The sequence below is a fragment of the Candidatus Sericytochromatia bacterium genome (assembly GCA_035285325.1).
In the GTDB taxonomy this organism is placed as follows: Bacteria; Cyanobacteriota; Sericytochromatia; order S15B-MN24; family JAQBPE01; genus JAYKJB01.
Genome location: JAYKJB010000095.1, coordinates 17,147 through 36,573, shown reverse-complemented (window position 1 = coordinate 36,573; position 19,427 = coordinate 17,147). Strand labels below are relative to the sequence as shown.

At 66.4% G+C, this 19,427-nt stretch carries 22 protein-coding genes; 7 read left to right on the top strand and 15 right to left on the bottom strand.

Annotated elements, in window-relative coordinates:
• Nucleotides 1-32: 32 nt before the first annotated feature.
• The gene (locus tag VKP62_12355) at nucleotides 33-842 is read left to right on the top strand and encodes an MBL fold metallo-hydrolase (GenBank protein ID MEB3197985.1); all 810 of its coding nucleotides are present in this window, start codon (nucleotides 33-35) and stop codon (nucleotides 840-842) included.
• Nucleotides 843-964: 122 nt separating this feature from the next.
• Nucleotides 965-2,161, top strand: coding sequence for a ChaN family lipoprotein (locus VKP62_12350; protein ID MEB3197984.1), 1,197 nt, complete (start codon nucleotides 965-967; stop codon nucleotides 2,159-2,161).
• Nucleotides 2,162-2,348: 187 nt separating this feature from the next.
• Here VKP62_12350 and VKP62_12345 read toward each other — a convergent pair whose 3' ends face one another.
• From VKP62_12345 to VKP62_12330, 4 genes are all read right to left on the bottom strand, one after another.
• Nucleotides 2,349-2,816 carry an Hsp20/alpha crystallin family protein gene (locus tag VKP62_12345; GenBank protein ID MEB3197983.1) on the bottom strand — a complete coding sequence of 156 codons (468 nt, stop codon included), beginning with the start codon at nucleotides 2,814-2,816 and terminating at the stop codon, nucleotides 2,349-2,351.
• Nucleotides 2,817-2,900: 84 nt separating this feature from the next.
• Nucleotides 2,901-3,386, bottom strand: a complete 486-nt coding sequence (locus VKP62_12340) for a universal stress protein (GenBank protein MEB3197982.1) — start codon at nucleotides 3,384-3,386, stop codon at nucleotides 2,901-2,903.
• 97 nt (nucleotides 3,387-3,483) lie between these two features.
• Nucleotides 3,484-4,149, bottom strand: a complete 666-nt coding sequence (locus VKP62_12335; protein ID MEB3197981.1) for a glutathione peroxidase — start codon at nucleotides 4,147-4,149, stop codon at nucleotides 3,484-3,486.
• Between the two features lie 9 nt (nucleotides 4,150-4,158).
• On the bottom strand, nucleotides 4,159-4,704 hold the full coding sequence (locus VKP62_12330) for a CIA30 family protein (GenBank protein ID MEB3197980.1): 546 nt from the start codon (nucleotides 4,702-4,704) through the stop codon (nucleotides 4,159-4,161).
• 504 nt (nucleotides 4,705-5,208) lie between these two features.
• Here VKP62_12330 and VKP62_12325 point away from each other — a divergent pair.
• Entirely contained in the window at nucleotides 5,209-5,568 is a 360-nt protein-coding gene (locus VKP62_12325; GenBank protein ID MEB3197979.1) for a hypothetical protein, read from the top strand.
• Between the two features lie 175 nt (nucleotides 5,569-5,743).
• Here VKP62_12325 and VKP62_12320 read toward each other — a convergent pair whose 3' ends face one another.
• The 4 genes from VKP62_12320 to VKP62_12305 all read right to left on the bottom strand — a co-directional run bounded on the left by VKP62_12320 (nucleotide 5,744) and on the right by VKP62_12305 (nucleotide 9,321).
• Nucleotides 5,744-7,102 carry a phosphomannomutase/phosphoglucomutase gene (locus VKP62_12320; GenBank protein ID MEB3197978.1) on the bottom strand — a complete coding sequence of 453 codons (1,359 nt, stop codon included), beginning with the start codon at nucleotides 7,100-7,102 and terminating at the stop codon, nucleotides 5,744-5,746.
• Between the two features lie 91 nt (nucleotides 7,103-7,193).
• Complete coding sequence (locus VKP62_12315) at nucleotides 7,194-7,754, bottom strand: hypothetical protein (protein ID MEB3197977.1); 561 nt, start codon at nucleotides 7,752-7,754, stop codon at nucleotides 7,194-7,196.
• A gap of 194 nt (nucleotides 7,755-7,948) precedes the next feature.
• Nucleotides 7,949-8,713: a hypothetical protein gene (locus VKP62_12310; GenBank protein MEB3197976.1), complete on the bottom strand. Its 765-nt coding sequence runs from the start codon at nucleotides 8,711-8,713 to the stop codon at nucleotides 7,949-7,951.
• A 209-nt stretch (nucleotides 8,714-8,922) separates the two neighbouring features.
• Nucleotides 8,923-9,321, bottom strand: coding sequence for a hypothetical protein (locus VKP62_12305; protein ID MEB3197975.1), 399 nt, complete (start codon nucleotides 9,319-9,321; stop codon nucleotides 8,923-8,925).
• Nucleotides 9,322-9,497: 176 nt separating this feature from the next.
• On the opposite strand from VKP62_12305, the gene VKP62_12300 reads away from it, so the two are divergent.
• Nucleotides 9,498-10,088 (top strand): redoxin domain-containing protein, encoded by a 591-nt coding sequence (locus tag VKP62_12300; GenBank protein ID MEB3197974.1) that lies wholly within the window; start codon nucleotides 9,498-9,500, stop codon nucleotides 10,086-10,088.
• Nucleotides 10,089-10,138: 50 nt separating this feature from the next.
• On the opposite strand, the gene VKP62_12295 is transcribed toward VKP62_12300, so the two are convergent.
• The gene (locus tag VKP62_12295; protein ID MEB3197973.1) at nucleotides 10,139-11,101 is read right to left on the bottom strand and encodes an aldo/keto reductase; all 963 of its coding nucleotides are present in this window, start codon (nucleotides 11,099-11,101) and stop codon (nucleotides 10,139-10,141) included.
• Nucleotides 11,102-11,312: 211 nt separating this feature from the next.
• Here VKP62_12295 and VKP62_12290 point away from each other — a divergent pair, with 211 nt between their 5' ends.
• Nucleotides 11,313-12,284 (top strand): M15 family metallopeptidase, encoded by a 972-nt coding sequence (locus tag VKP62_12290; GenBank protein ID MEB3197972.1) that lies wholly within the window; start codon nucleotides 11,313-11,315, stop codon nucleotides 12,282-12,284.
• A gap of 143 nt (nucleotides 12,285-12,427) precedes the next feature.
• On the opposite strand, the gene VKP62_12285 is transcribed toward VKP62_12290, so the two are convergent.
• From VKP62_12285 to VKP62_12270, 4 genes are all read right to left on the bottom strand, one after another.
• Entirely contained in the window at nucleotides 12,428-13,135 is a 708-nt protein-coding gene (locus tag VKP62_12285) for an EF-hand domain-containing protein (protein ID MEB3197971.1), read from the bottom strand.
• A gap of 157 nt (nucleotides 13,136-13,292) precedes the next feature.
• Nucleotides 13,293-13,874: a TIGR00730 family Rossman fold protein gene (locus VKP62_12280; protein ID MEB3197970.1), complete on the bottom strand. Its 582-nt coding sequence runs from the start codon at nucleotides 13,872-13,874 to the stop codon at nucleotides 13,293-13,295.
• Between the two features lie 168 nt (nucleotides 13,875-14,042).
• Nucleotides 14,043-14,468, bottom strand: a complete 426-nt coding sequence (locus VKP62_12275) for a TerB family tellurite resistance protein (GenBank protein MEB3197969.1) — start codon at nucleotides 14,466-14,468, stop codon at nucleotides 14,043-14,045.
• Between the two features lie 141 nt (nucleotides 14,469-14,609).
• A complete protein-coding gene (locus tag VKP62_12270) occupies nucleotides 14,610-14,903 on the bottom strand; it encodes an ATP-dependent Clp protease adaptor ClpS (GenBank protein ID MEB3197968.1) in 294 nt (97 codons plus the stop codon).
• Between the two features lie 223 nt (nucleotides 14,904-15,126).
• On the opposite strand from VKP62_12270, the gene VKP62_12265 reads away from it, so the two are divergent.
• Entirely contained in the window at nucleotides 15,127-16,023 is an 897-nt protein-coding gene (locus VKP62_12265) for a fatty acid desaturase (GenBank protein MEB3197967.1), read from the top strand.
• Nucleotides 16,024-16,314: 291 nt separating this feature from the next.
• A complete protein-coding gene (locus VKP62_12260) occupies nucleotides 16,315-17,556 on the top strand; it encodes a M14 family metallopeptidase (protein MEB3197966.1) in 1,242 nt (413 codons plus the stop codon).
• A 67-nt stretch (nucleotides 17,557-17,623) separates the two neighbouring features.
• On the opposite strand, the gene dctA is transcribed toward VKP62_12260, so the two are convergent.
• Nucleotides 17,624-18,928, bottom strand: a complete 1,305-nt coding sequence (dctA, locus tag VKP62_12255; protein ID MEB3197965.1) for a C4-dicarboxylate transporter DctA — start codon at nucleotides 18,926-18,928, stop codon at nucleotides 17,624-17,626.
• Nucleotides 18,929-18,937: 9 nt separating this feature from the next.
• On the bottom strand, nucleotides 18,938-19,342 hold the full coding sequence (locus VKP62_12250) for an EVE domain-containing protein (GenBank protein MEB3197964.1): 405 nt from the start codon (nucleotides 19,340-19,342) through the stop codon (nucleotides 18,938-18,940).
• Nucleotides 19,343-19,427: the final 85 nt, after the last annotated feature.

Genomic DNA, 19,427 nt, shown 5'->3' with positions numbered 1-19,427 from the left:
AGCCGATGTGATTCCATGGAGGGATGCGCGTGATGTTGGAAGATCAGGCCAGCGATGTGATTCGCAAGGCCATGTGGGGTTTCAAGCTCGGGCGAGACCAGCTGGGGGCGCGCTGTGGGCTGAGCCTGGAGCAGGTTCAGGCCTTGCTCGACGGCACGGTCGAGCCGGCCTGGCTGCGCGCCGTGGCGCCGCCCCTGGGCCTGGCGCCCGAGGCGCTGGTCGACCTGGCCACCGGGGCCTACCAGCCCCGCGTGGAGGCGCCGCCGGGCCTGGCGAGTTTGAGCAGCCCGTTTCGCGATTTCTTTGTGAACGCTTACGTGCTCTGGGACCTGCAGACCCGCGAGGCGCTGGCCTTCGACACCGGCACCGAGATGGCCGCCTGGTCGGACGTTCTGCAACGCCACGGGCTTCGCCTGCGCCACGTGTTCGTGACCCATACCCACCGTGATCACGTGGCGGTGGCCGATGCGTTGTGTGCCGAGACCGGGGCCACCCTGTTCGCCCCGCTGGCCGAATGCCTGCCGGGGGCGCAAGCCGTGCGTCCGGGCGATCGCTTCACCTGCGGCACCCTGGCCGTGGAGGCGCGCGAGACGAGTGGTCACACGGTGGGAGGCACCAGCTACCTGGTGCGCGGCCTCGCGCGCGAGGTGGTCTGCGTCGGCGATGCCTTGTTTGCCGGTTCGATGGGGGGAGGCCTGGTCTCGCACGAGCAGGCGATCGCCCACAACCGCCGGGCGCTGATGAGCCTGCCGGACGACACCGTGGTGGCCCCGGGACACGGGCCGCTCACGACCATTGGCCTGGAGCGCCGTCATAATCCGTTTCTGGCAGGCTTGGCCTGATAGGGGGCCGGACCTGGGGCGCGCGACGGCGTTGGGGAAACGGGCGCGGCGCGAGGCGCGATGAGACCCTCGGACACCCGCCTGGATTGCGTGGCCCGGCCCGTCCGTGGGATGATCCCCGCGTGTTTCACTGGCCTCTGATTCCCACTGCCCTGCTGGCCGCCGCGGCCTGGTTGGTTGCCCCCGGACATGCCCCCGCGGCGGCGCGTGTTGCGCCCGCTCATGCGGCTGACGTGCGTGTGCCGTTGTTGCCCGCCGGGCCGATCTGGCGAGGGCGATCGCCGTTGCCGAGCCCGGCGCTGACCGCGCCGGCGACGCCGGCCCCACCTGAGCCACGGGCCACGCCCGCCTTACCCAAGGCCACGCCGCTGTTGCCGGTCAGCGTTCCGCAAACGCCGATGCCGACCCCGGAGGCCTGGCCGGAGGGCGTGTCGCTTTTCACCCGGGATGGGCGACCGGCCGGGTTGTCGGATCTGGTGGCGGCCAGTCGGTTGGCCGATGTCGTGTTCGTCGGCGAGTATCACGACGACCCGGGGGCCCACGCGGTTGAACGGGCGCTACAGGCCGCCTTGTCGACCGGCGCGGGGGGGGCAGCCGGACGCCCTTTGGCCCTGTCGCTGGAGATGTTCGAGACCGATGTCCAGCCGGTGCTGGATGAATATCTCGCGGGCCTGGTGCGCGAGAAGGATTTTTTGGCGGCAGCACGTCCGTGGAACAACTATTCCAGCGATTATCGCCCGCTGCTGGAATGGGCCCGGCAGAACCGCCAGGCCGTGGTCGCGGCCAATGCGCCCCACCGCTACGTGATCCGGGTGGGGCGACACGGGCCTGACGGCCTGGCGGCCCTGAGTGCGCCGGCTCGCGCCTGGCTGCCGGCGCTTCCCTGGCCGGAGCCTTCGGTGGCCTACGCCGATCGCTTCGCGGCCTTTGCCCGCGAGGCCCTCGGGGGGGCGCCGGCATCGCTGGTCGCGCCCCCGCTGTCGGCGACGTCATCTTCCTCTGGCAATCACGGCACCAGCCAGACGGCTCAGCGAATGTTCGAGGCGCAATGGCTGCGCGACGTGACCATGGCCCATTCGATCGCGCGCCACCTCGAAGGGGCGCCCGGTGCCCTGGTGCTCCACGTGACGGGCTTGTTTCACAGTCAATCGGCTCAGGGCACCGTCGAGGCGTTGCGCCATTATCGGCCTGGGGTGAGGGCAATGACCCTGGCCGTGGTGCGGCGCGCGGGCAGCGCCGAATTTTTGGCGCGGGACATGCGCGACCTGGGCGATTTCGTGGCTGTCTCTCGCTTGGCGCCGGTCCGTCCGCGCCCCTGAGCGCGTCACCGTGGGCCATCTGGAGGGGCTTTCGACCGCGTGCCAGCGCCCGAGAATCGTCTCGCCCCGCGCCTGTCGGGGCCGGGCCAAGTCCCCGAGCGCAGGGTGCGCTCGGAGGCCTGGCCGCTCGCGCCGGGCGACGCCATTGGCGCCCGACGCCTGGTTGCGAAGGTTCAATGGGCCCGATTCAGCGCTCGAGCGTCAGCTTGCGGCTCTGCGGGCGTTTCACCCGTTCGGCCAGGGGCACGCGCACCGTTAGCAGGCCGTGGGTGAAGCTGGCCTTGGCCTCGCCCTCCTTGACGCGATAGGGAAGCGCCACGTGGCGCTCGAAGCGCCCGTAGTTCCGTTCGGAGCGGAAATAGGCGTCCTCGTTGATTTTCTCCTCGCGACGCAGTTCGCCCGACAGGTGCAGGGTGTCCTCCGACAGTTCCAGGGTGATCGCGTCGGCTGTCAGGCCTGGCAACTCCACGTGCACCACCAGCGTGCCTTCGTCCGGGGTGTACAGCTCGATGGCGGGCTGATAATAGGCCGGCCCCTCGCTTTCCTTGCGCCAGGTCTGGGGCCGGGGGCCTCGCCACATCTGATGGAAGACCCGATCGAGTTGCTGCCGCATCGCTTCGAGTTCGCTCAGCGGGTTCCACGTCGTCATCGTCATGTCTACCTCCCAGTTTCGATGAAGGGATCGTCGCCGCGGCTCGCGCCTCCGGCGGAACGGGGAGATTATTACATCTTCATTAAGTTATGTAAACATAGCGCGTGGCCGAGGCGTGACGACCCGGCCACCCTCGGGCACCAGCAGCACGACGCCTGGCCAGGCGTGCAGAAGCCGATCGGCGGTGCTGCCGAACGCCCGGCGGGCCAGCGTGTCTCGCGGGGGATTGCCCAGGATCAGCGCATCGGGTGACAGGCCGCGCAGCATTTCCAGCAGCACGGTGGTTGGCGGGCCGAAACGGCAGTAGCCACGGACCGTGCCGCCGGCGGCTCGGATGCGGGCGATCGCCCGAGCCAGGGCGCGTTCCGCAGCCAGTTGACGATCAACGGCTGCGCGCTCCAGGGGGGTGATCTCGACCCAGTCTGGCTCCACCGGCGCCATGCCGGGCAGTGGGGGCGCCGCCACGGCCACCACCATCCAGTCGTGAGAACGGGCCCCGAACATCGCCAGGGCGAAATCCAGGGCGGCTTCCGCAGGCGCCGAGCCATCCGTGGCGAGCAGCAAGCGTGACATCAAATCCCTCCTGTCCTGATCCTCTCTCACGGGCCGGGGATCAGGAACAGGCGGGCCAGGCATTGGTCCCGCGGGCGATGTGAGGCCCGCTTCGCGATCAGGGTTTTGCGGGGGCGGTCGAACGGGCGCCCTTGGGGCGCCACTGAGGCTCGGGGCAGCGCGGACGATGGTTCAGCGCCGACTCGAGGGCCGCTTTCAGCGCGGGGTCATCCGGCGTGGTGCTGGAGCGGAAGCGGGCGGTCACCCGGCCGCTGCGGTCGACCACGAACTTCTCGAAGTTCCAGCGCACGGGACCTTCCTCCACTTGCGGGCTGCTCTGGGCCGTCAGCCAGGCGAACAGGGGCTGGATCGCATCGCCCGTCACGGGGGCCTTCTCGAACATGTCGAAGGTCACCCCGTATTCGCGCGTGCAAAAGCTCGCAATCTCCTGATTGCTGCCGGGCTCTTGGCCCAGAAAGTCATTCGACGGAAAGCCCAGCACGGCCAGGCCTTGCTTGGCGTAGCGCTGGTGCAGGGCTTGCAGGCCCTCGTACTGACCGGTGTAGCCGCAGCGCGAGGCGGTGTTGACAATCAACAGCACCTTGCCGCTGTAGGGCGCCAGGGTGGTCGTTTTGCCGTCGATGCGGCGGACCTTGGTGTCGAACAAGGCCGAGGACCCGCCCGCCGCCAAGGCTGGAGTCGCCAGCATGGAGATGGTCAGCGCCCATCCACTGAGGAGTCGGAGCGGCCGGCACAGCGGTGAGGGAAGCTTCGAAAGGGGCACGGTTCCTCCTCAATAAAACGACAGTCGCGCCACCGCGATGTCAGCGTCGAAGGCCTGCTTGATCGCCACGATCCCGAGGCGACGGAGTTTTTCCGGTTTCAGTCGCCCCACCTCCCAGCCACTGCGGGCAAAGGCCGTGAAGGGCAGATCCACCTGCCGCCAGCTGGGGGTCACAGGCAAGGGCGCGCTGTGGTACTGCCAGGGCAGCCAGTGGTCGCTGGTGCGCAGGTGAATGGCGTAGGAGCCCGGCGTGCCCACGACCCAGAGCCTGATGCCCTGGTGCCCCGATGCGTCCAGAACCTGCCCCTCCGCTGCCAGCGGCAGCGCCACCTGAATGAAGCCGCCATTATTTTCCAGGCGCACGCGGCCGCGCAAGCGCAAAGCTGGCTTTCCGTGCACCGTTTCGAAGCCGTAGCGCATCTGGGAGATGCCGCCCATCACGGTATCGCTGAAGCCGACCCAGCTGGTGCCCAGCGCACTCTTTCCCTGGCCACTGGCGAAGTCGTCTAGCAGGCGCTCGCTGGCTTCCGCGGATGGCGCTTGGCCCACCGTCATCACGACCCCCAACAGGACTCCGACACGATGCGTGGCACAGAGAACGGGCAACTTGAACCCTGCCTTCCGATCGTGGGTTGTCCAGGACAATAGTAGGACAAAAAGCGCTCGGCGCAAAGCCTGCCTTGCGCAACACAAATTTCATCTTTCTTTGATGATCATTTGTCGCATGGCTCCTGTTTCGCCCAGATCAGATCGTGAATTTCCCGTCCAGGAGGGGTTCTGCGCCCCTGAGGTGGGGGGAGAGGGCCCCCCATTGGCAGGGAAAATGCCGCAAAAGCAGTCAAGATCTGACGTTGCCGTGTCGATCAGGGTTAAAGCGGGCCAAGGACGTGGCCTGCCACACTGCCGGTCTGACATAAGCGCGAGCGCGTGTTTCGCCGCCATTAGCGCTGCGTTAAGCGCCCGAGGCTTGCGATCTTGATCACAACCTGGGTTTTTGCGCCATTGGTAGGCTGGTTGTGATCGGGAGCACCCGGCTTGCTGTTCATGGAGGAACACCCAATGCCCCAATTCTTGACCTTTGTCTGTCCGGAACTGGACACGACCTACGACGCGGTCTACTCGGAACTCGCACGTTACCTGGAAATGGAGCCGGAAGAGGCGATGGAGCGCTTCGCGCCGGACGACGCGGTGGCGCGCGTGCGCTACCACCGGCGTCAGCATCAGCGGCGCCACGTCCAACTCGACCTGGCCGAGGTACTGGGCATCTCGCCGGCCGACGTGTTTGCAGCCGTCAACGACGAAGGCGCGCGCATTCTGCTTTCGGCCTTGAACGCCAAGAAGGCTCAGAGTAGCGGCTGGGAGATCACGGTCTCCCCAGGCCCTCGCATCGAACACCCGGCCATGCTGGAACTGGCCTGAGGGCGTCTAGCCGGCTGCCAACTGAGGTTTGAAAAGAAGAGGGCCTTCCAGTTCAGGAAGGCCCTCTTTTCGATCGGGTGGTAGACGAGGCACAGCTCAGTGGGACAGGGGCCTTGTCGCCGCCTGTCCCGCGCTTGGCGGGCTCCGGAGGAACGCGGCAAGGCGGCGCGATGGCTCAGGTGGTGGCCCCCACGCCGCCGCGAATCTGGGCCAGCAGGTCGTCGCGTAGGCGCTCCATGGCCTCCTGGGTTTTTGCCTCGCAGTTCAGGCGCAGCAGCGGTTCGGTGTTGCTCTTGCGGATGTTGAACCACCAGCCCTCGCCGATGATCGACAGCCCATCGATCTCGACCAGCCGGCCCTTGGCCTGATAAGCCGTTTTGACCGCTGCCATGACCGCGTCGGCGTCCTGCACGCGCGAGTTGATCTCGCCGGAGATGTGGTAGCGCTTGGTTTCCTCCATGGCCTGCGCCAAGCTTTGACCCTGGTCGGAGAGCGTTTTCAGCAGCAGCAGGGCGGTCAGACAGCCGCTGTCGAAGTAGGCGTCCTTGTGCCGGAAGTAATAGTGACCGCTCACCTCGCCGCCGAACTCGCACTGATGCTCACGCATGTAGGTCTTGGCGAAGGCGTGACCGACCTTCCACATACGGGCCTCGCCGCCGCCGGCCTGGATCGTGTCTCGCACGTAATCACTGCAGCGCACGTCGTAAACGACCCGAGCGCCGGGATGGCGTTTCAGGACGGGCTTGGCCAGCAGGCCCAGAATGAAGTCGCCGTCGCAGAAGTGCCCCGTGCCATCGACGAAGAAGGCCCGGTCGCAATCGCCGTCCAGGCCGATGCCCAGGTCGGCGCCGGTTTCACGCACCTTGGCCACCATGTCGACCCGGTTCTCCTCCAGCAACGGATTGGCCTCGTGGTTGGGGAAGGTGCCATCCGGCTCGAAGAAGAGCGGAATCACCTGCACAGGGGAGCCCTGAAACATCTTTTCCATGATCGGTCCGCCCATGCCGTTGCCGGCGTCGATCACCACCTTGAGCGGCGCGAGCGTTTTGGGATCGACGAACTCGTGCATCCAGGCCACGAAGGCGTCCAGCACGGGCTGTTCCCGGTAGCCGCCGGGCGTCGCGGCCGGCGGGGCGAACTCGCCCCCACGCACGATCGCCTCCAACTCGGCCAGGCCGCTTTCGAGGCCCATCGGGATGGCCTTCTCGCGCACGAACTTGAACCCGTTATACTCCCCCGGGTTGTGCGAGGCCGTCACGGCCACGCCACCATCCACCCCGAGGTTGATCACCGCGAAGTACATCATGTCGGTCGAGGCCATGCCGATGCCGATCACGTCGGCGCCGCCTTCCCGCAGGCCCCGGATCAGTTCCTGCTCCAGCGGCACCGAGTGCGGACGCATGTCCCGTCCCACCACCACGGTGCGGGCGCCGGTGTACTGCACGTAGGCCCGGCCAAGCTGGTAGGCCAGGGCCTCGGTCACGTCCTCGCCGTAGATGCCGCGGACGTCATATGCCTTGAAGGGAGCTGCCATGCGGTTACCTCACTGTCGACAGGCCCCCACCTGCGTTGTGGGGGCCCCGGGGCGCGCCCGGCTGGCCGGGCGCGGGGTCATGCCAGAGCGTTCAGAGGAATTTGCGCCAGCCCACCAGGGTGCCGCCGCCCACGGTCCATTCCTCGTTCTTGTTGAAGCGCCAGGCCAGCTCGACGTCGGGGGACCAGCCAAGTCCGCCGCCCGTCAGCGGAATGCCAATGTCCAAGCCGGCCCGCAGGATGACCTGCTGGCCGCCCAGCAAGGGGATGGGCAGCGGCCAGCGCACGGTAGGCCCGACGTTGGCGGCCAGGCTGGTAGCCCCGAACCCGGCGGCACCCACGACGCTGGCCCCGAGGCCGCCGGTGACGCCCAGCTGGATGTTGTGGTCCAGCTTGGCCAGCAGGTACGTGCCGCGAGCGCCCAGGCTCAGGGCGTTCACCCCGAAGCCGCCCCAGGCCGACGCGACGCCGCCCACCGAGAGCTGGTCGCTGAGCGCGAGGTCATAGGACCCCCCGAGCACGCCGAGGCCCATCATGGCGCGACCCTTGCTGAGGCCGAGTTCGGGCATGGTCGAGGCCTGCGCCGGGGCGGTGGCCAGCAAGCTGAGGGCCGTGACGGCGGCCAGGGCGGGGGCGAGCGCGCGAAGCTTCATGAAGGAACCTCTCCTCAACAAATCAAACCGAACAACCCGGCCAGTATACCCGCTCGGCTCAAAGGCGTCTCATCCACGCCGGACATTCCTGTCGACGCGCCTGGTGCGCGTTCTGACCCGCGTCTGAAGGGCTTCTTGGAGCAGCCGTGCCACGCAGATGACGCTCTCAGGGGCTTCATCGCGCAGCGGCCGCTTCAGAGGTCGAGTTCCTTGCTGCTGAAGCGGCGCGCCTGCAGGCGCGTGAAGGTCTGGACGTGGCGCGAGCCATCCGCCTGGGCGATCGCCAGATGATAAGCGAAGCGCGGCCCTTCTCCCAGGCCGACCGTCAGGGCCGCGCCGCGCACGATCGCGCGAGGGCCGAGCGCTTCCAGCATGCGCAGGGGACGCCCCTCGACGGCGCGGCCCGGCAGCTCGCGCACCTGGGTGCTGGGGTCCATCAAGATGTTGACGAATTTCTCGGGTGTGACGTCATCCGGATACAGACCCATCAGGCTGCGGCTCTGGTTGCTGCGGGCGGCCACTTCCAGGCGAACGAACGAGACCGCACCGGGCAAGCGCACCTGGACCGTGTCCGAGCCGGTCGATCGGACCTTGAAGCCTTTCGGCAGGTGATTGCTCTCCAGCACCTCCAGCAGCGACACGCGCGGCTGCTGCTGGAACAGCATGCGGTAGACGGTCTTGCGGTAGTCCGACTTCACGCGTTCTTCGGTGGCGTAGCGGGCCTCGAAGCTGGTGGCGGACTGGCTGAGGGTCGACAGAACGGCATTCAGGTTTTGCCTGAAGGCGGCCTCGGTGGGCACTGCCGGTGCCGGCAGAGCAGGCGGCGCCGACGGAGGCCCCACGGGGTCTCCACTCGGCAACCTGCCGGGTGGGGCCGAGACAGGGGCCTCGGGGAGCGCACCGCAGCCCGACAAGGTCAGGGCCAGCGTGCACGCGACGTTGCGAGCAGAGAAGCGCATGATGTCCAGTTTAAGCCCAGGATAAGCTCACGCGCAACCGGTCCATGTCGCTGGAAGTGCCGGGTGCCGGATGCCTGAAGACATCGGTCAAACCAGGCCTTCAAGGTGTTTTGTCGGCGTGGTATTGGACGGGCCAGGCGTGGGCGGGAGGTGGCTTTGAGATTATGAAAAGGTTAAGGTTCTTCCGTGGGGGGCTTTGACCACGCCTCTCAGCGAGACTGCCCCATGCTCATCGCGATCGCCCGCGCCACCAGCATCGACACGGCGATCGCCCCCACGCCCGCCAGCGGATGAACCGCCGACATCAGGTACACACCCAAGCCCGTTCCGCCCACGCCGAACAGCGCCAGCGGGATGACGTGAGGGTCCAGGCGAAAAGCGCCGTTGGCCGGTTTGGCAATGATCGATGGGGTTGGTGTCGGCTTGGCGGGAGTGTTCGCCGGCGCTGAGCGGTCAGCTTCGCTCGGCCGAGGCGACTGACTGCGCACGAGGGCGTCGCACGCCATGCCCAGAACGGCGCTTTTCCCGTGGGCCGGGACGCAGTCCACCGCCGGCGTGGCGGGCTTGGCCGGCGTGGGCGGAACCGTGGACGCGATCACCTGGGGCATCTCGATACCTCTCTCTCCAACCGATGAGCGGGTTATCCGCCGGCACAGGTGGATTCATTCTTAAGACCAGTAAAATAAAACGTTAAAATTTTCCAACCACCCGGATGGGCTGTCGCGCCTCCCGGACTGCTCTGGTAAAGTAAAGGTTAAGCCCCCGTCTACGAGGAGTGTCGCTCTTGCCTCGCCTGTCCCGCTCGGTCCACTTTCTGCTTCCGATCGCCAGCGCGGTGCTGCTGGCCGCGGGGTGCGCGCGCGTGCCGCAGGCCAGCGCGCCACGCACGGGGACCCCTGGCGCGCTGACGACCCTGGCGTCGCGCCCCGAGGAACCCACCACGCATCTGCCGGTCGGCACCCAGGCCCCGGACATGCCGATCACCCGTCTTGACGGCACGCTGGAGTCGTTCGCAGCCTATCGCGGCAAACCCGTCTTGCTGGTCTTCTGGGCGACGTGGTGCCCCATCTGCACGAACGAGCTGCCGGCCAAGCAGGCCATGCATGACGAGTTCAACGCCAAGGGCCTGCAGGTGCTGTGCGTGAATGCCAGCAACGAGAAGCTGCAACGCCTGCGCGACTTCATCGCCTGGCAGGGCTACACCATGCCGGTCTTCGGGCAGTACACCGGAGCGGCCACGCGGGATTACCTCGTCTCCAACATCCCGACGCTCTACTGGGTCGACCGTCAGGGGCGCATCACCGATGCCCACGTGGGCCCGTTGCCGATCGACGACCTGCGTCAACGCACCCGCAAGCTGCTGAAGCTTCGCTGAACTCTGACGCGGCGGGCGCGCGGAACGCCGAGCGTGTGCCGCTTGGCCCTTCAGCCTGCGGGCTCATCCCACAGACTGGCCAGGTTGTAGGGGGCGCCCGGCATGGCCCACAGGTCGCCGCTGACGTAGCGCCGATGGCGGTCCAGCTGGTCCAGTGCGCCGAGGTCCTCCGGGCTGAGTTGCAGCGCGCAGGCGTCCAGGTTCTGGCGCAAGCGAGTGGCGTTCACCGATTTGGGGATCGCGGCGATGCCACGCTGCAGGCTCCAGGCCAGCAACACCTGGGCGGGGCTGCCCCCTCGTTGCTGGGCGATCGCCACGACGGCGGGGTCTTCCAGCAGCACCGGTTCATCGGCGGCCTTCAATCCGGGCGGGCGATCGGGCGAGCCCAGCGGCGAATAGGCCGTCAGGTGACAGCCCAGCTCACGCGCGCACGCAACCAGCTCGGGTTGGGCCAGGTACGGGTGCCGCTCGACCTGGTTCATTTCGGGTGGGTGGGTGGCGCTCGCGGCGATCGCCCGCAGCTTGGTCGGGCTCATGTTGCTGACCCCGATGTGGCGGGCCAGCCCGGCCTTCAGGACCACTTCCATCCCCTTCCAGGTCGCGCCGAGGGGCTGCGCCTCCAGTGAGAGAAAGCCATCGGGCGTTTCGGGGAACACCACCTCCGGCTTGAAGGCCACGGGCCAGTGGATCAGCCAGAGGTCCAGATACGGCGTCTGGAGATCCTGCAGCGTACGCTCCAGCGCCGGGAGAACATCCTCGGGGGCGTGGGCGTTGTTCCAGAGCTTGGAGGTGATCCAGAGTTCCTCGCGCGTCAGCACACCGGCGGCGATCGCCTCGGCCACGGCCTGCCCGACCTCGCGTTCGTTGCCGTAGATCGGCGCACAATCAAGGTGGCGGTAGCCCATCTCCAGGGCCAGCTTGACGGCTTCGTATACCTCTCCGGGCTTGGACTTCCAGGTTCCGAGTCCCAGCAAGGGCATCTCGTCGCCATTGGCAAATCGGATCGTCGACACGCGCGGCTTCTCCTTCGCTCCCCCATCAACCGGCACGCCCATACGCGCGGCCAGGCGGCATGCAAGATGTTACGCTGCCCGGGCCGCGCGTGCCACCGGCGTCGTCCGGCCTGGGCTGATCACCCAAAGTTAACGTCAGCTTCCCCCAGAGGCCCCGGATAATCTCATCACCTCACGTCTTACCCTTTCATCGCACCACCGGGAGGTCCAAGTGAACGCTGCTTCGAACAAGGGGTTCTTGTCTCTATCCGCCACCCCCGTCAAACCACGCCTCACACCAGCCAACAGCGTTTCCCTCGACCGACCACCCCTCGCCAGCGTGCCGCTCTCTCCGCGGACGCCGATGGACGCGCTTCAACTCGAGCGTCCGGGTGGTCGGAGCGCTGAACTCACCTTGCCGCGCTCGGGGCCCGACCAGCTCGCCCCTCGCCCGGTTCCCGGAAGCGCCCTGGCTGCGCCTCCAGTCTCTCCCTACACGGCGATCTTCGGCGCCCAGGACCACGTCAAGAATCCATCCGACCCCAGCCTGGTCGCGCTGGCCCGCCAGACCCTCGCCCGAACCCCTGAACTGGTCGATACCCCCTTCGGTCGCGCCGCGACGGCGGGACGGGTCGAGGCGCCCGCCGTCCGTGACTTGCAGCAGTTCTTGCTCGCCAAGGGACATTCGGTGGGCCAACCAGGCGTCGACGGTAAGTTTGGACCGTTGACCCATCAGGCCTTGCGGGACTTTCTGAGTGGGAGTGCCAAGGGCCCGGAGGCGCCGGATGGTGGCGCTGCTGAACCGCTCGGAGGCACCGTCCGCAAGCGACGCTTGCGCGTGGCGAGCGGCGGGATTCCGGTGGCCTATCGCCAGGGCAAGCCGATGCACGCGGCCATCGCGCCGGCCTGGGACCGCATGGCCGCGGCTGCGGCGCGTGATGGCGTGAACCTGCGCATCAACAGCGGCTACCGCAGCATCGCGGAGCAGGCTCGCTTGTTCCGGGCGGCCGTGCGCAAGTATGGCAGTGTGGCCCGTGCCCGCAAATGGGTAGCGCCCCCAGGGCGTTCGACCCACCAGCGCGGCAACGCGCTTGATGTCTCACGGGCGGGCGGTGCGCACGCCTGGCTGCGCCGAAACGCCTCCAAGTTTGGCTTTTATCAGCCCTACAGCTGGGAGCCCTGGCACTGGGAGCGCCGCCTTTAAGCGGGCTGGCGCGCCCTCACGGAAGCTCGCGCCGGCTTGACGTCCTGCAGTTGCCGCGGGCGAGACGCAGGCCCCTGAGCTGGCCGCCCGTCAAAACGTGACGCCCCGACTGTGGCCAGTCGGGGCGTCTTTGAAAAGGGGCCTTACTTTCCGGCCGGCGCGGGTGGAGCCGGGGGCACCGGTTGTGCCGGCGGCGCGGGGGCCGGCGCCGGAGCGGCATCGCCGCCGAGGGCCGCGACGACCATTTCGATGTAGAGGTCTTCGAATTCGGCCTGGCTCAGCTTCCCGTCGCCGGTCTTGTCTGCGCCCTGGAACTGCTCCGGCGTCACCTTGCGGATGGGCACCGTGATGTGAAGCTTGGGGTACTGGAAGGTCAGGCCCAGGCGCCGCAGGTCCGCCAGACTGGTTTCGTTCTTGATCAGCAGACCGTCGTCGTTCGTGTCGAGCCGATTGAAGGCCCGCGCCAGCGACTGGCGGAACGAGTTGGCGAAGCTGTCGCGGTCCTGATGGAACCACAGGAAGGTGCGCGTGGCGTAGTCCACGAACTCGGTGCGGCTCAGGCGACCCGCGCTGCCCCAACCCTGGCTCTTGTCGGCCTTGCGGAACTCGGCCATGGTCATGTGGCGGCCCACTTCATACTCGTTCAACCATCCGTCCTTGTCGGCGTCGATGGTGTTGAAGATGGCGCGGTGGACGCGCGTGAAAGCCTTCTGCAGGGTGGAGGCCGAGAGCGCGTCGAAGGTGGCGTCGGCCACCACAGGAGCCGCTGCACGCGGGGTGGGCGCGACACCACAGGCCGTCAGGGAGGCCACCGAGGCGACGAACAGCAGGGAACGGGAAAGCTGGTTCACAGGCCACACTCCTTAAGGATGAATTAAACTTTAATTAATATAATTCACCCCTGGCCGCTTGCCAAGGCTTTTGTGAACTGTTAACGCCAAATCCCTTTTCGGCGCACGAACAACCGGCGTGTTCGACGCGTCAGCGATCGGAATCCCCCCGCAGCGCTCAAGCCCAGGGGGAGATACCTTCCATTTTGGGTTCGTAGCTGTCCAGGTACTCGAACAGCGCGCCGATCGAGGGCACGATCGCGAACAGCTGCCGATATTCAGGCTTCAACAGGCCGTCCTGGATCGAGCGTTCGAACAGGGCCGCGAGGCCGTCGAAGTAGCCACCGATGCTGACGAACACGATCGGCTTGTCGTGAATGCCGAGCTGTTTCCACGTCAGGATCTCCATGGCTTCGTCCAAGGTGCCGAAACCGCCTGGCATCACCACGAAGCCATCACTGCGTTCGTACATGATCGTCTTGCGTTCGTGCATGGTGTCGACCAGTTTCAGTTCCGTGACATCCAGATTGGCGAGTTCTCGCCGCTGGAGTTGATGCGGGATCACCCCCAGCACCGTTCCCCCGCCGGCCATGACACGTTCCGCCACGATGCCCATCAGACCGACGCGTCCACCGCCATAGACCAGGCCGATGCGTCGCGACAGCATGGTGTTGCCGAGTTCCAGGATCGCCTGCGCATGGGCGGCATGGCTCGGGGTGCTGGCCCCGCAGAACACGCAGAGATGCTTGAGTTTGCGCATGGTCATCGTCTCCTGAATCGCTTCCGCTGGGGCGGAAGGAGCCCACGCACCTGCCGGGCCTTCGGACGAGCGGCGAGGGGTCTCTGCTTCGCAGCCTACCAGGGCAGGGCGACACGCCGCTGTGTCGCGTAACGAATCCGAACCAAGAGTCAGGGGGTGAAAAGCCCGTCAGGGCGCTGTGACCGAGCGCCCCTGCGCCAGAGCCAGGGCATCCTGACGCAGCTGGAGCAACCGTCTGGCCCAGGCATGGCAGGCCAGCACGGTGGTCTGGTCAATGCCGAAGGCTTGTTGCACCTGCCTCAAAAATTGACTTTCGGCCGGGTCGTACTGCCCGTCCACGTAGGCCAGTGCCACCAGTTCGATGAAGGCCAGGCGCCGCGATTCATCCGTCGCAAAGCGACGCACAGCGTCGTCCAGTTGAGGATCGCCGAGGATTTGCTGAACGAATGCTTCTTCCGCGACGCCCATGCTCAGGCGCAGTTCTTCGACAAACTGGACCTCCTCGGTGGTGATCGCGTCGTCAGCGCGCACCCCCAGCAGGGCCAGCTCGATGAAGCCGATCTTCTCATCCTCGTTGAATCGGTTCAAAAACATGACGGGTATCCTGTCGAAGGCGGGCGCGCGAATCCGAGAACCTCATACCCAACGGCTCGGGACTTGCCACGCGCTGCGCGTCCAATCCCGCTCGCCTGCTCAACTTCAGGTGGCGTCGGTATGTGCCGGGAGACGCGCTGTTCAGGTATCCGGTTCCACCGACACCCGGATCCCGATCGTGCGAATGATGCCCGCACAGAGGTCCGCCTGCGCCACATCTCCCCGAAACACGACGGCAGCCCCCGTCCGGTGGACTTCCTGCGTCAGGCCGATGGCCTCCGCGAGCGACAGTTGCGGCACCGCCAGCACCAGGATGGCAATCACCTCGTCGAAGGTGTTCCAGTCATTGTTGTGAACGATGACCTTGTGCGGTGGCAGCCAATGCACCGTGAAAACCGGTTCCAAGGTGCGGATGGGACTTGGTGGCGCGGGCATGGCGCAGGCAGGGCCTCCTGGTCGTTCCAAGCGCCGCCGTCGACGCCGGTGAGCCGCTTCCCACGGCTCATCATAACAGCTTTCCGACGGTCCAATTTTTACCTCGTCATGACCCAATCGAGGCATCCGTGACAGCTTCATGACAGACGCCAGGGCCCGTGTTGCGTAGGCTGGAAACGGTACCGGGACGGCCCGGACCGCCCTGGCAGGAAAGGGGGATCCGATGTTTCGCCACCACCCGATCAACTGGCTGGTTGTCGCCTTTTTGAGTGGCTTCCACCTCCTTGCGGCGGCTGCCCTGGCCTTCCCGTTCGAATTTCGCTACCTGCCCGTCATGGTGGCGATGTATCTCTGGATGGGCTTTGGCACCACCTTCTATTTGCATCGTTGCCTGACGCACCGGGCCTTCGACACCCATCACGCGATCAAGTTCTTCTTCTTCCTGGCCACGTCGGTGGGGCAGCAAGGCGATCCGATCAACTGGGTGGGCCACCACCGCTGGCATCACCTCAAGTCGGATCAGAGCGAGGATGTGCACAGCCCCAAACAGGATGGTTTCTTCTACGCCCACATGGGCTGGATCTTTCGGAACCCCGGTGAGGACGAGATGCAGATGCGGCGCATGGCCCGTGACGTGGAGGAGGCGCAGCCCTACCTGCGGCACTTCACCGGCCGCGTCACCTTCTTTCTGCCGCACCTGATCGTGGCCGGGTTGTTGGCTTACTTCCTGGGGCTTGGCGGCCTGCTCTGGTGCCTCTACGTGCCGATGATCGCCGTCTATCACGTGACCTTCTCGGTCAATTCGCTCTGCCATATGTTCGGTTACCGGCGCACCGAGACGCGCGACGGCAGCCGTAATTTCTGGCCGATCGGGCTGCTGGCACTCGGCGAGGGCTGGCACAACAATCACCACGCCTGCCAAACTCGCGCGCCGCAGGGCCTGGTGTGGTGGGAGGTCGACCTGACCAGTTACCTGATCAAGGCGCTGGAAGTGGTCGGTTTGGTCTGGAACGTCAAATGGACCGCTCCGGTTCGCCGCGCGGAAGAGGAAGCGGAGGCGGAAACGGCCCCTTCGACTGGCGCCACCACTCGCCTTCCGGCCTATGTGGGAACGCTCTGAACCACTCCACCTGGTGCCGTCCCATAGGGGCCCCTGCGGGGGCCCCTTTGTGTTGCGGCCGAACCCCCTGTTCTCGCGCCCCGCTCATCGCGCGGCAGGTTTGAATGTCTCCATGCGCTGGAAGGAATCGTGCCGATCTGGAAGAGGGAAACCGCGTGGACGCTCGCTTTGGCCAAAACCCGGAAGGTTGGGATGAAAAAATTTTCAGAAATTTCTCGAGGGAATAAGCAAGTTAAGAGATGTTTAAGCTAGAATAAAGGGGCTTGGAGTTCGTCAAAGGAGCCGTCCTCGATGCCCTCGTTCCGTTCCCTGCTCTCCACCACCGCGGTCTTTGCCGCCTCGCTGAGCCTGCTGGCGGCGTGCGGTCGCGCGTTGGCCCCCACGGGCCAGCCCGAGATGGTGCGGGGCTTTCAGGCCGTGAGCTTCACCTCCCCGGAACAGGCCCGAGAAGCGGTACTGTTCTACGGTGATCGGGACCGCCTGACGCGCCTGGCCAGCGCCGGGGTCGACATCTGGTCGGTCGACCGGGCGGCCAAGCGGGCCAAGGTCAAGCTCAACCAGGCCCAGGCCCGCCTGGCTGAGCAGCTTGGCATGCAAGTGGAGTGGCCCCTGCGGCAGTCGCTCTTGCGGGCAGACAAGGGCTACCGCAATTACGACCAGATCACGGCCCGCCTCAAGGAACTGGTGGCCAAACACCCTGAGTTCGCGACCTTGGTGGATATTGGCGACTCGTGGGAGAAGACGCAGGGAATTGCACCGCGTGAGATCTGGGCCTTGCACCTCAACACGGGCGGGCGGGCGGACAAGCCCAACGTGACGATCGCCGGCTGCCACCACGCCCGCGAACTGGTCACCCCAGAACTCACGCTGATGATGGCGGAGGAGCTGGTCGAGAAGTACGGCAGCGACCCGGAGGTCACCGAGGCGGTCAACACCCGCGACATCTGGATCATCCCGCTGGTCAACCCGGACGCCCACATGCGTGCGGTCACGGGCGTGGACTGGCGCAAGAACGCCAACAACGTGAGTGGTGGTCGCCGCCGGGTGGGGGTGGACCTCAATCGCAACTATGACATCGCCTGGGGCACGGTCGGCGACAGCGGCAATCCGGAGAGTGATACGTTCCGAGGCAGCAAAGCCTTCTCGGAGCCGGAAACCCAGGCCGTGCGAGATCAGCTGTTGCGTCACAAGCCGGTGGTCTATATGACCTTCCACAGCTACTCGAATGCCGTCATGTGGCCCTGGGACCACAAGGATGAACCACCGCCGGACCCGCGCCTGGCCGCGCTGGGCAAGCAACTCGGTAAACTGTCGGGTTACCAGGCCTATCAGGGCTGCGACATGTACCTGAACAGCGGTGACGATGTCGACTGGGCCTTTGCGACGGTGGGGGCGCTCTCTTACACGATCGAGGTGGGTGGCTGGAGCGACGGGTTCATGCCGGCCTACAGCAAGATTCCCAAGTTCTGGAAGGAAAACCGACCCATGATGATGCACGCCTTGAAGGCGGCGGCCAACCCGGGGCGTCCCTAGTCGGAATCTGACGACCTGGATGACGCCCCAGGGGCCTCCTCGGTGTGCCGGGCCTCGGCATTCCGCTTCACCCCTCCTCCAGCACCCGCTGGGCTTGGGCCGCGTCGAAGCGGCCTTCCCAACGGGCCACCACGATCGTGGCGAGGGCGTTGCCGACCATGTTGGTCAGCGCCCGCGCCTCACTCATGAAGCGGTCCACGCCGAGCAGCAGCGCCAAGCCGGCCACTGGCAAGGCCGGCACGGTGGCCAGCGTGGCAGCCAAGGTGACGAACCCGCCGCCGCTCACCGCGGCGGCCCCCTTGCTGGTGACCATCAAAACGGCAAAGAGCGTGAGCTCCTGTTGCCAGCTCAGATCCACCTGCAAGGCCTGGGCCATGAACAGGGTCGCCAGCGTGAGGTAGATGGCGGTGCCGTCGAGATTGAACGAATAGCCGGTGGGCAGCACCAGGCCGACCACCGGGCGCGCGCAGCCGAGGCGCTCCAGCTTGGCCATCAGACGCGGCAGGACCGACTCGCTGCTGCTCGTGCCCAGCACCACCAGCAGCTCTTCGCGCAGATACACCAGCAGGCGCCAGAGCGAGACGCGATTCCACCAGGCGATCGCCCCCAGCACGCCGAACACGAAGGCGAGGCAACTGAGGTAGACGCAGGCCATCAGCTTGCCCAGGCTCCACAGGGCGGCCGGGCCGAACTTGCCCAGCGTGAAGGCCATGGCGCCGAAGGCGCCCAGGGGGGCCAGCTTCATGATCCAGCCGACCACGTGAAACACGGCCTGAGTCCCCTCTTCCAACATCTGGCGCAAGCTGGCCGCTCGCGGCCCCAGAGCCGCCAGCGCCGAGCCAAGCAGCAGGGCCAGCAGCAGGACGTGCAGCACTTCACCGCGTACGAAGGCTTCCCCGACGCTGCTCGGAATCAGGTTCAGCAGGAAGGCCGCGACCCCACCTGAGGGGGCCTGGCCGGCGTAAGTGGTCACGCCGGCGGCATCCAGGCCCGCTGGATCGATCGCCATGCCTCGCCCGGGTCCGGCGAGCTTGCCGACGGCATAGCCCAGTCCCAGCGCCAGGGTGGTCACCAGTTCGAAGTAAATCAGGGCCTTGAGGCCCACCCGGCCGACGCCCCGCAGGTCCGCCATCCCGGCGATGCCGGTGCTGACGGTCAGAAAGACCAGTGGCACCACCAGCAGCTTGATGAGCTTGATGAAGGCGTCCCCGAGAGGTTTGAGCGCCACCCCCCACTCGGGCTGGAGCCAGCCCAGCGTGGCCCCACCCACGACCGCCAACAAGACCTGGATATACAGTTGCCTGTACCAGCGGCTGCCGGTGCGGGGCTCGTCACGAGTGGCGTCTGGCGCGCGCCCCTGGTCTGCCAGCACGGGGGCGGCTCAGGTGGTTTCCTGGGCCAGCAGCCAGGCCCGCACCTCAGGGGGCATGGGCATGCAGCTCAGGCGCGACATGCGCACCAGCTCGAATTCGTTCCAGCCGGCCGCCTTGAATTCCGCCAAGGTCACGGGGCGCTTCAGCTTACGCACGAACCGCAGGTCCACGCAGACGAACTTGCCCGTTTCATCACTGGGGTCGGGTCGGGCCGCGCCGATACATTCGGCCACGCCGACGACGCGCTTTTCATCGACCGAGTGGTAGATGAAGGCTTCGTCTCCCACTTGCATGGCCTCCAGGTGGCGCTTGGCCAGGTGGTTTCGCACCCCGTCCCAGGCTGTTTTTCCGTCGCGAGCCAGGTCGTCGATGCTGTAGGTGCCGGGTTCGGTCTTGAGCAGAAAGCTGGCCATACGGGATCTCCTGTGGGGCAAGGTGAGACTTGCCTGGTGTCATTCTACGGCAAGCAGGCCCGGCTTGGGCAGCGACGGCCCTGCG

Bases quoted from the DNA above. Each gene is read 5' to 3' on its own strand.
- VKP62_12355 (MEB3197985.1), top strand. From the start codon at position 33: ATGTTGGAAGATCAGGCCAGCGATGTGATTCGCAAGGCCATGTGGGGT.
- VKP62_12345 (MEB3197983.1), bottom strand. From the start codon at position 2,816: ATGACGATGACGACGTGGAACCCGCTGAGCGAACTCGAAGCGATGCGG.
- VKP62_12340 (MEB3197982.1), bottom strand. From the start codon at position 3,386: ATGTCACGCTTGCTGCTCGCCACGGATGGCTCGGCGCCTGCGGAAGCC.
- VKP62_12330 (MEB3197980.1), bottom strand. From the start codon at position 4,704: ATGACGGTGGGCCAAGCGCCATCCGCGGAAGCCAGCGAGCGCCTGCTA.
- VKP62_12325 (MEB3197979.1), top strand. From the start codon at position 5,209: ATGCCCCAATTCTTGACCTTTGTCTGTCCGGAACTGGACACGACCTAC.
- VKP62_12320 (MEB3197978.1), bottom strand. From the start codon at position 7,102: ATGGCAGCTCCCTTCAAGGCATATGACGTCCGCGGCATCTACGGCGAG.
- VKP62_12315 (MEB3197977.1), bottom strand. From the start codon at position 7,754: ATGAAGCTTCGCGCGCTCGCCCCCGCCCTGGCCGCCGTCACGGCCCTC.
- VKP62_12310 (MEB3197976.1), bottom strand. From the start codon at position 8,713: ATGCGCTTCTCTGCTCGCAACGTCGCGTGCACGCTGGCCCTGACCTTG.
- VKP62_12305 (MEB3197975.1), bottom strand. From the start codon at position 9,321: ATGCCCCAGGTGATCGCGTCCACGGTTCCGCCCACGCCGGCCAAGCCC.
- VKP62_12280 (MEB3197970.1), bottom strand. From the start codon at position 13,874: ATGCGCAAACTCAAGCATCTCTGCGTGTTCTGCGGGGCCAGCACCCCG.
- VKP62_12275 (MEB3197969.1), bottom strand. From the start codon at position 14,468: ATGTTTTTGAACCGATTCAACGAGGATGAGAAGATCGGCTTCATCGAG.
- VKP62_12270 (MEB3197968.1), bottom strand. From the start codon at position 14,903: ATGCCCGCGCCACCAAGTCCCATCCGCACCTTGGAACCGGTTTTCACG.
- VKP62_12265 (MEB3197967.1), top strand. From the start codon at position 15,127: ATGTTTCGCCACCACCCGATCAACTGGCTGGTTGTCGCCTTTTTGAGT.
- VKP62_12260 (MEB3197966.1), top strand. From the start codon at position 16,315: ATGCCCTCGTTCCGTTCCCTGCTCTCCACCACCGCGGTCTTTGCCGCC.
- VKP62_12250 (MEB3197964.1), bottom strand. From the start codon at position 19,342: ATGGCCAGCTTTCTGCTCAAGACCGAACCCGGCACCTACAGCATCGAC.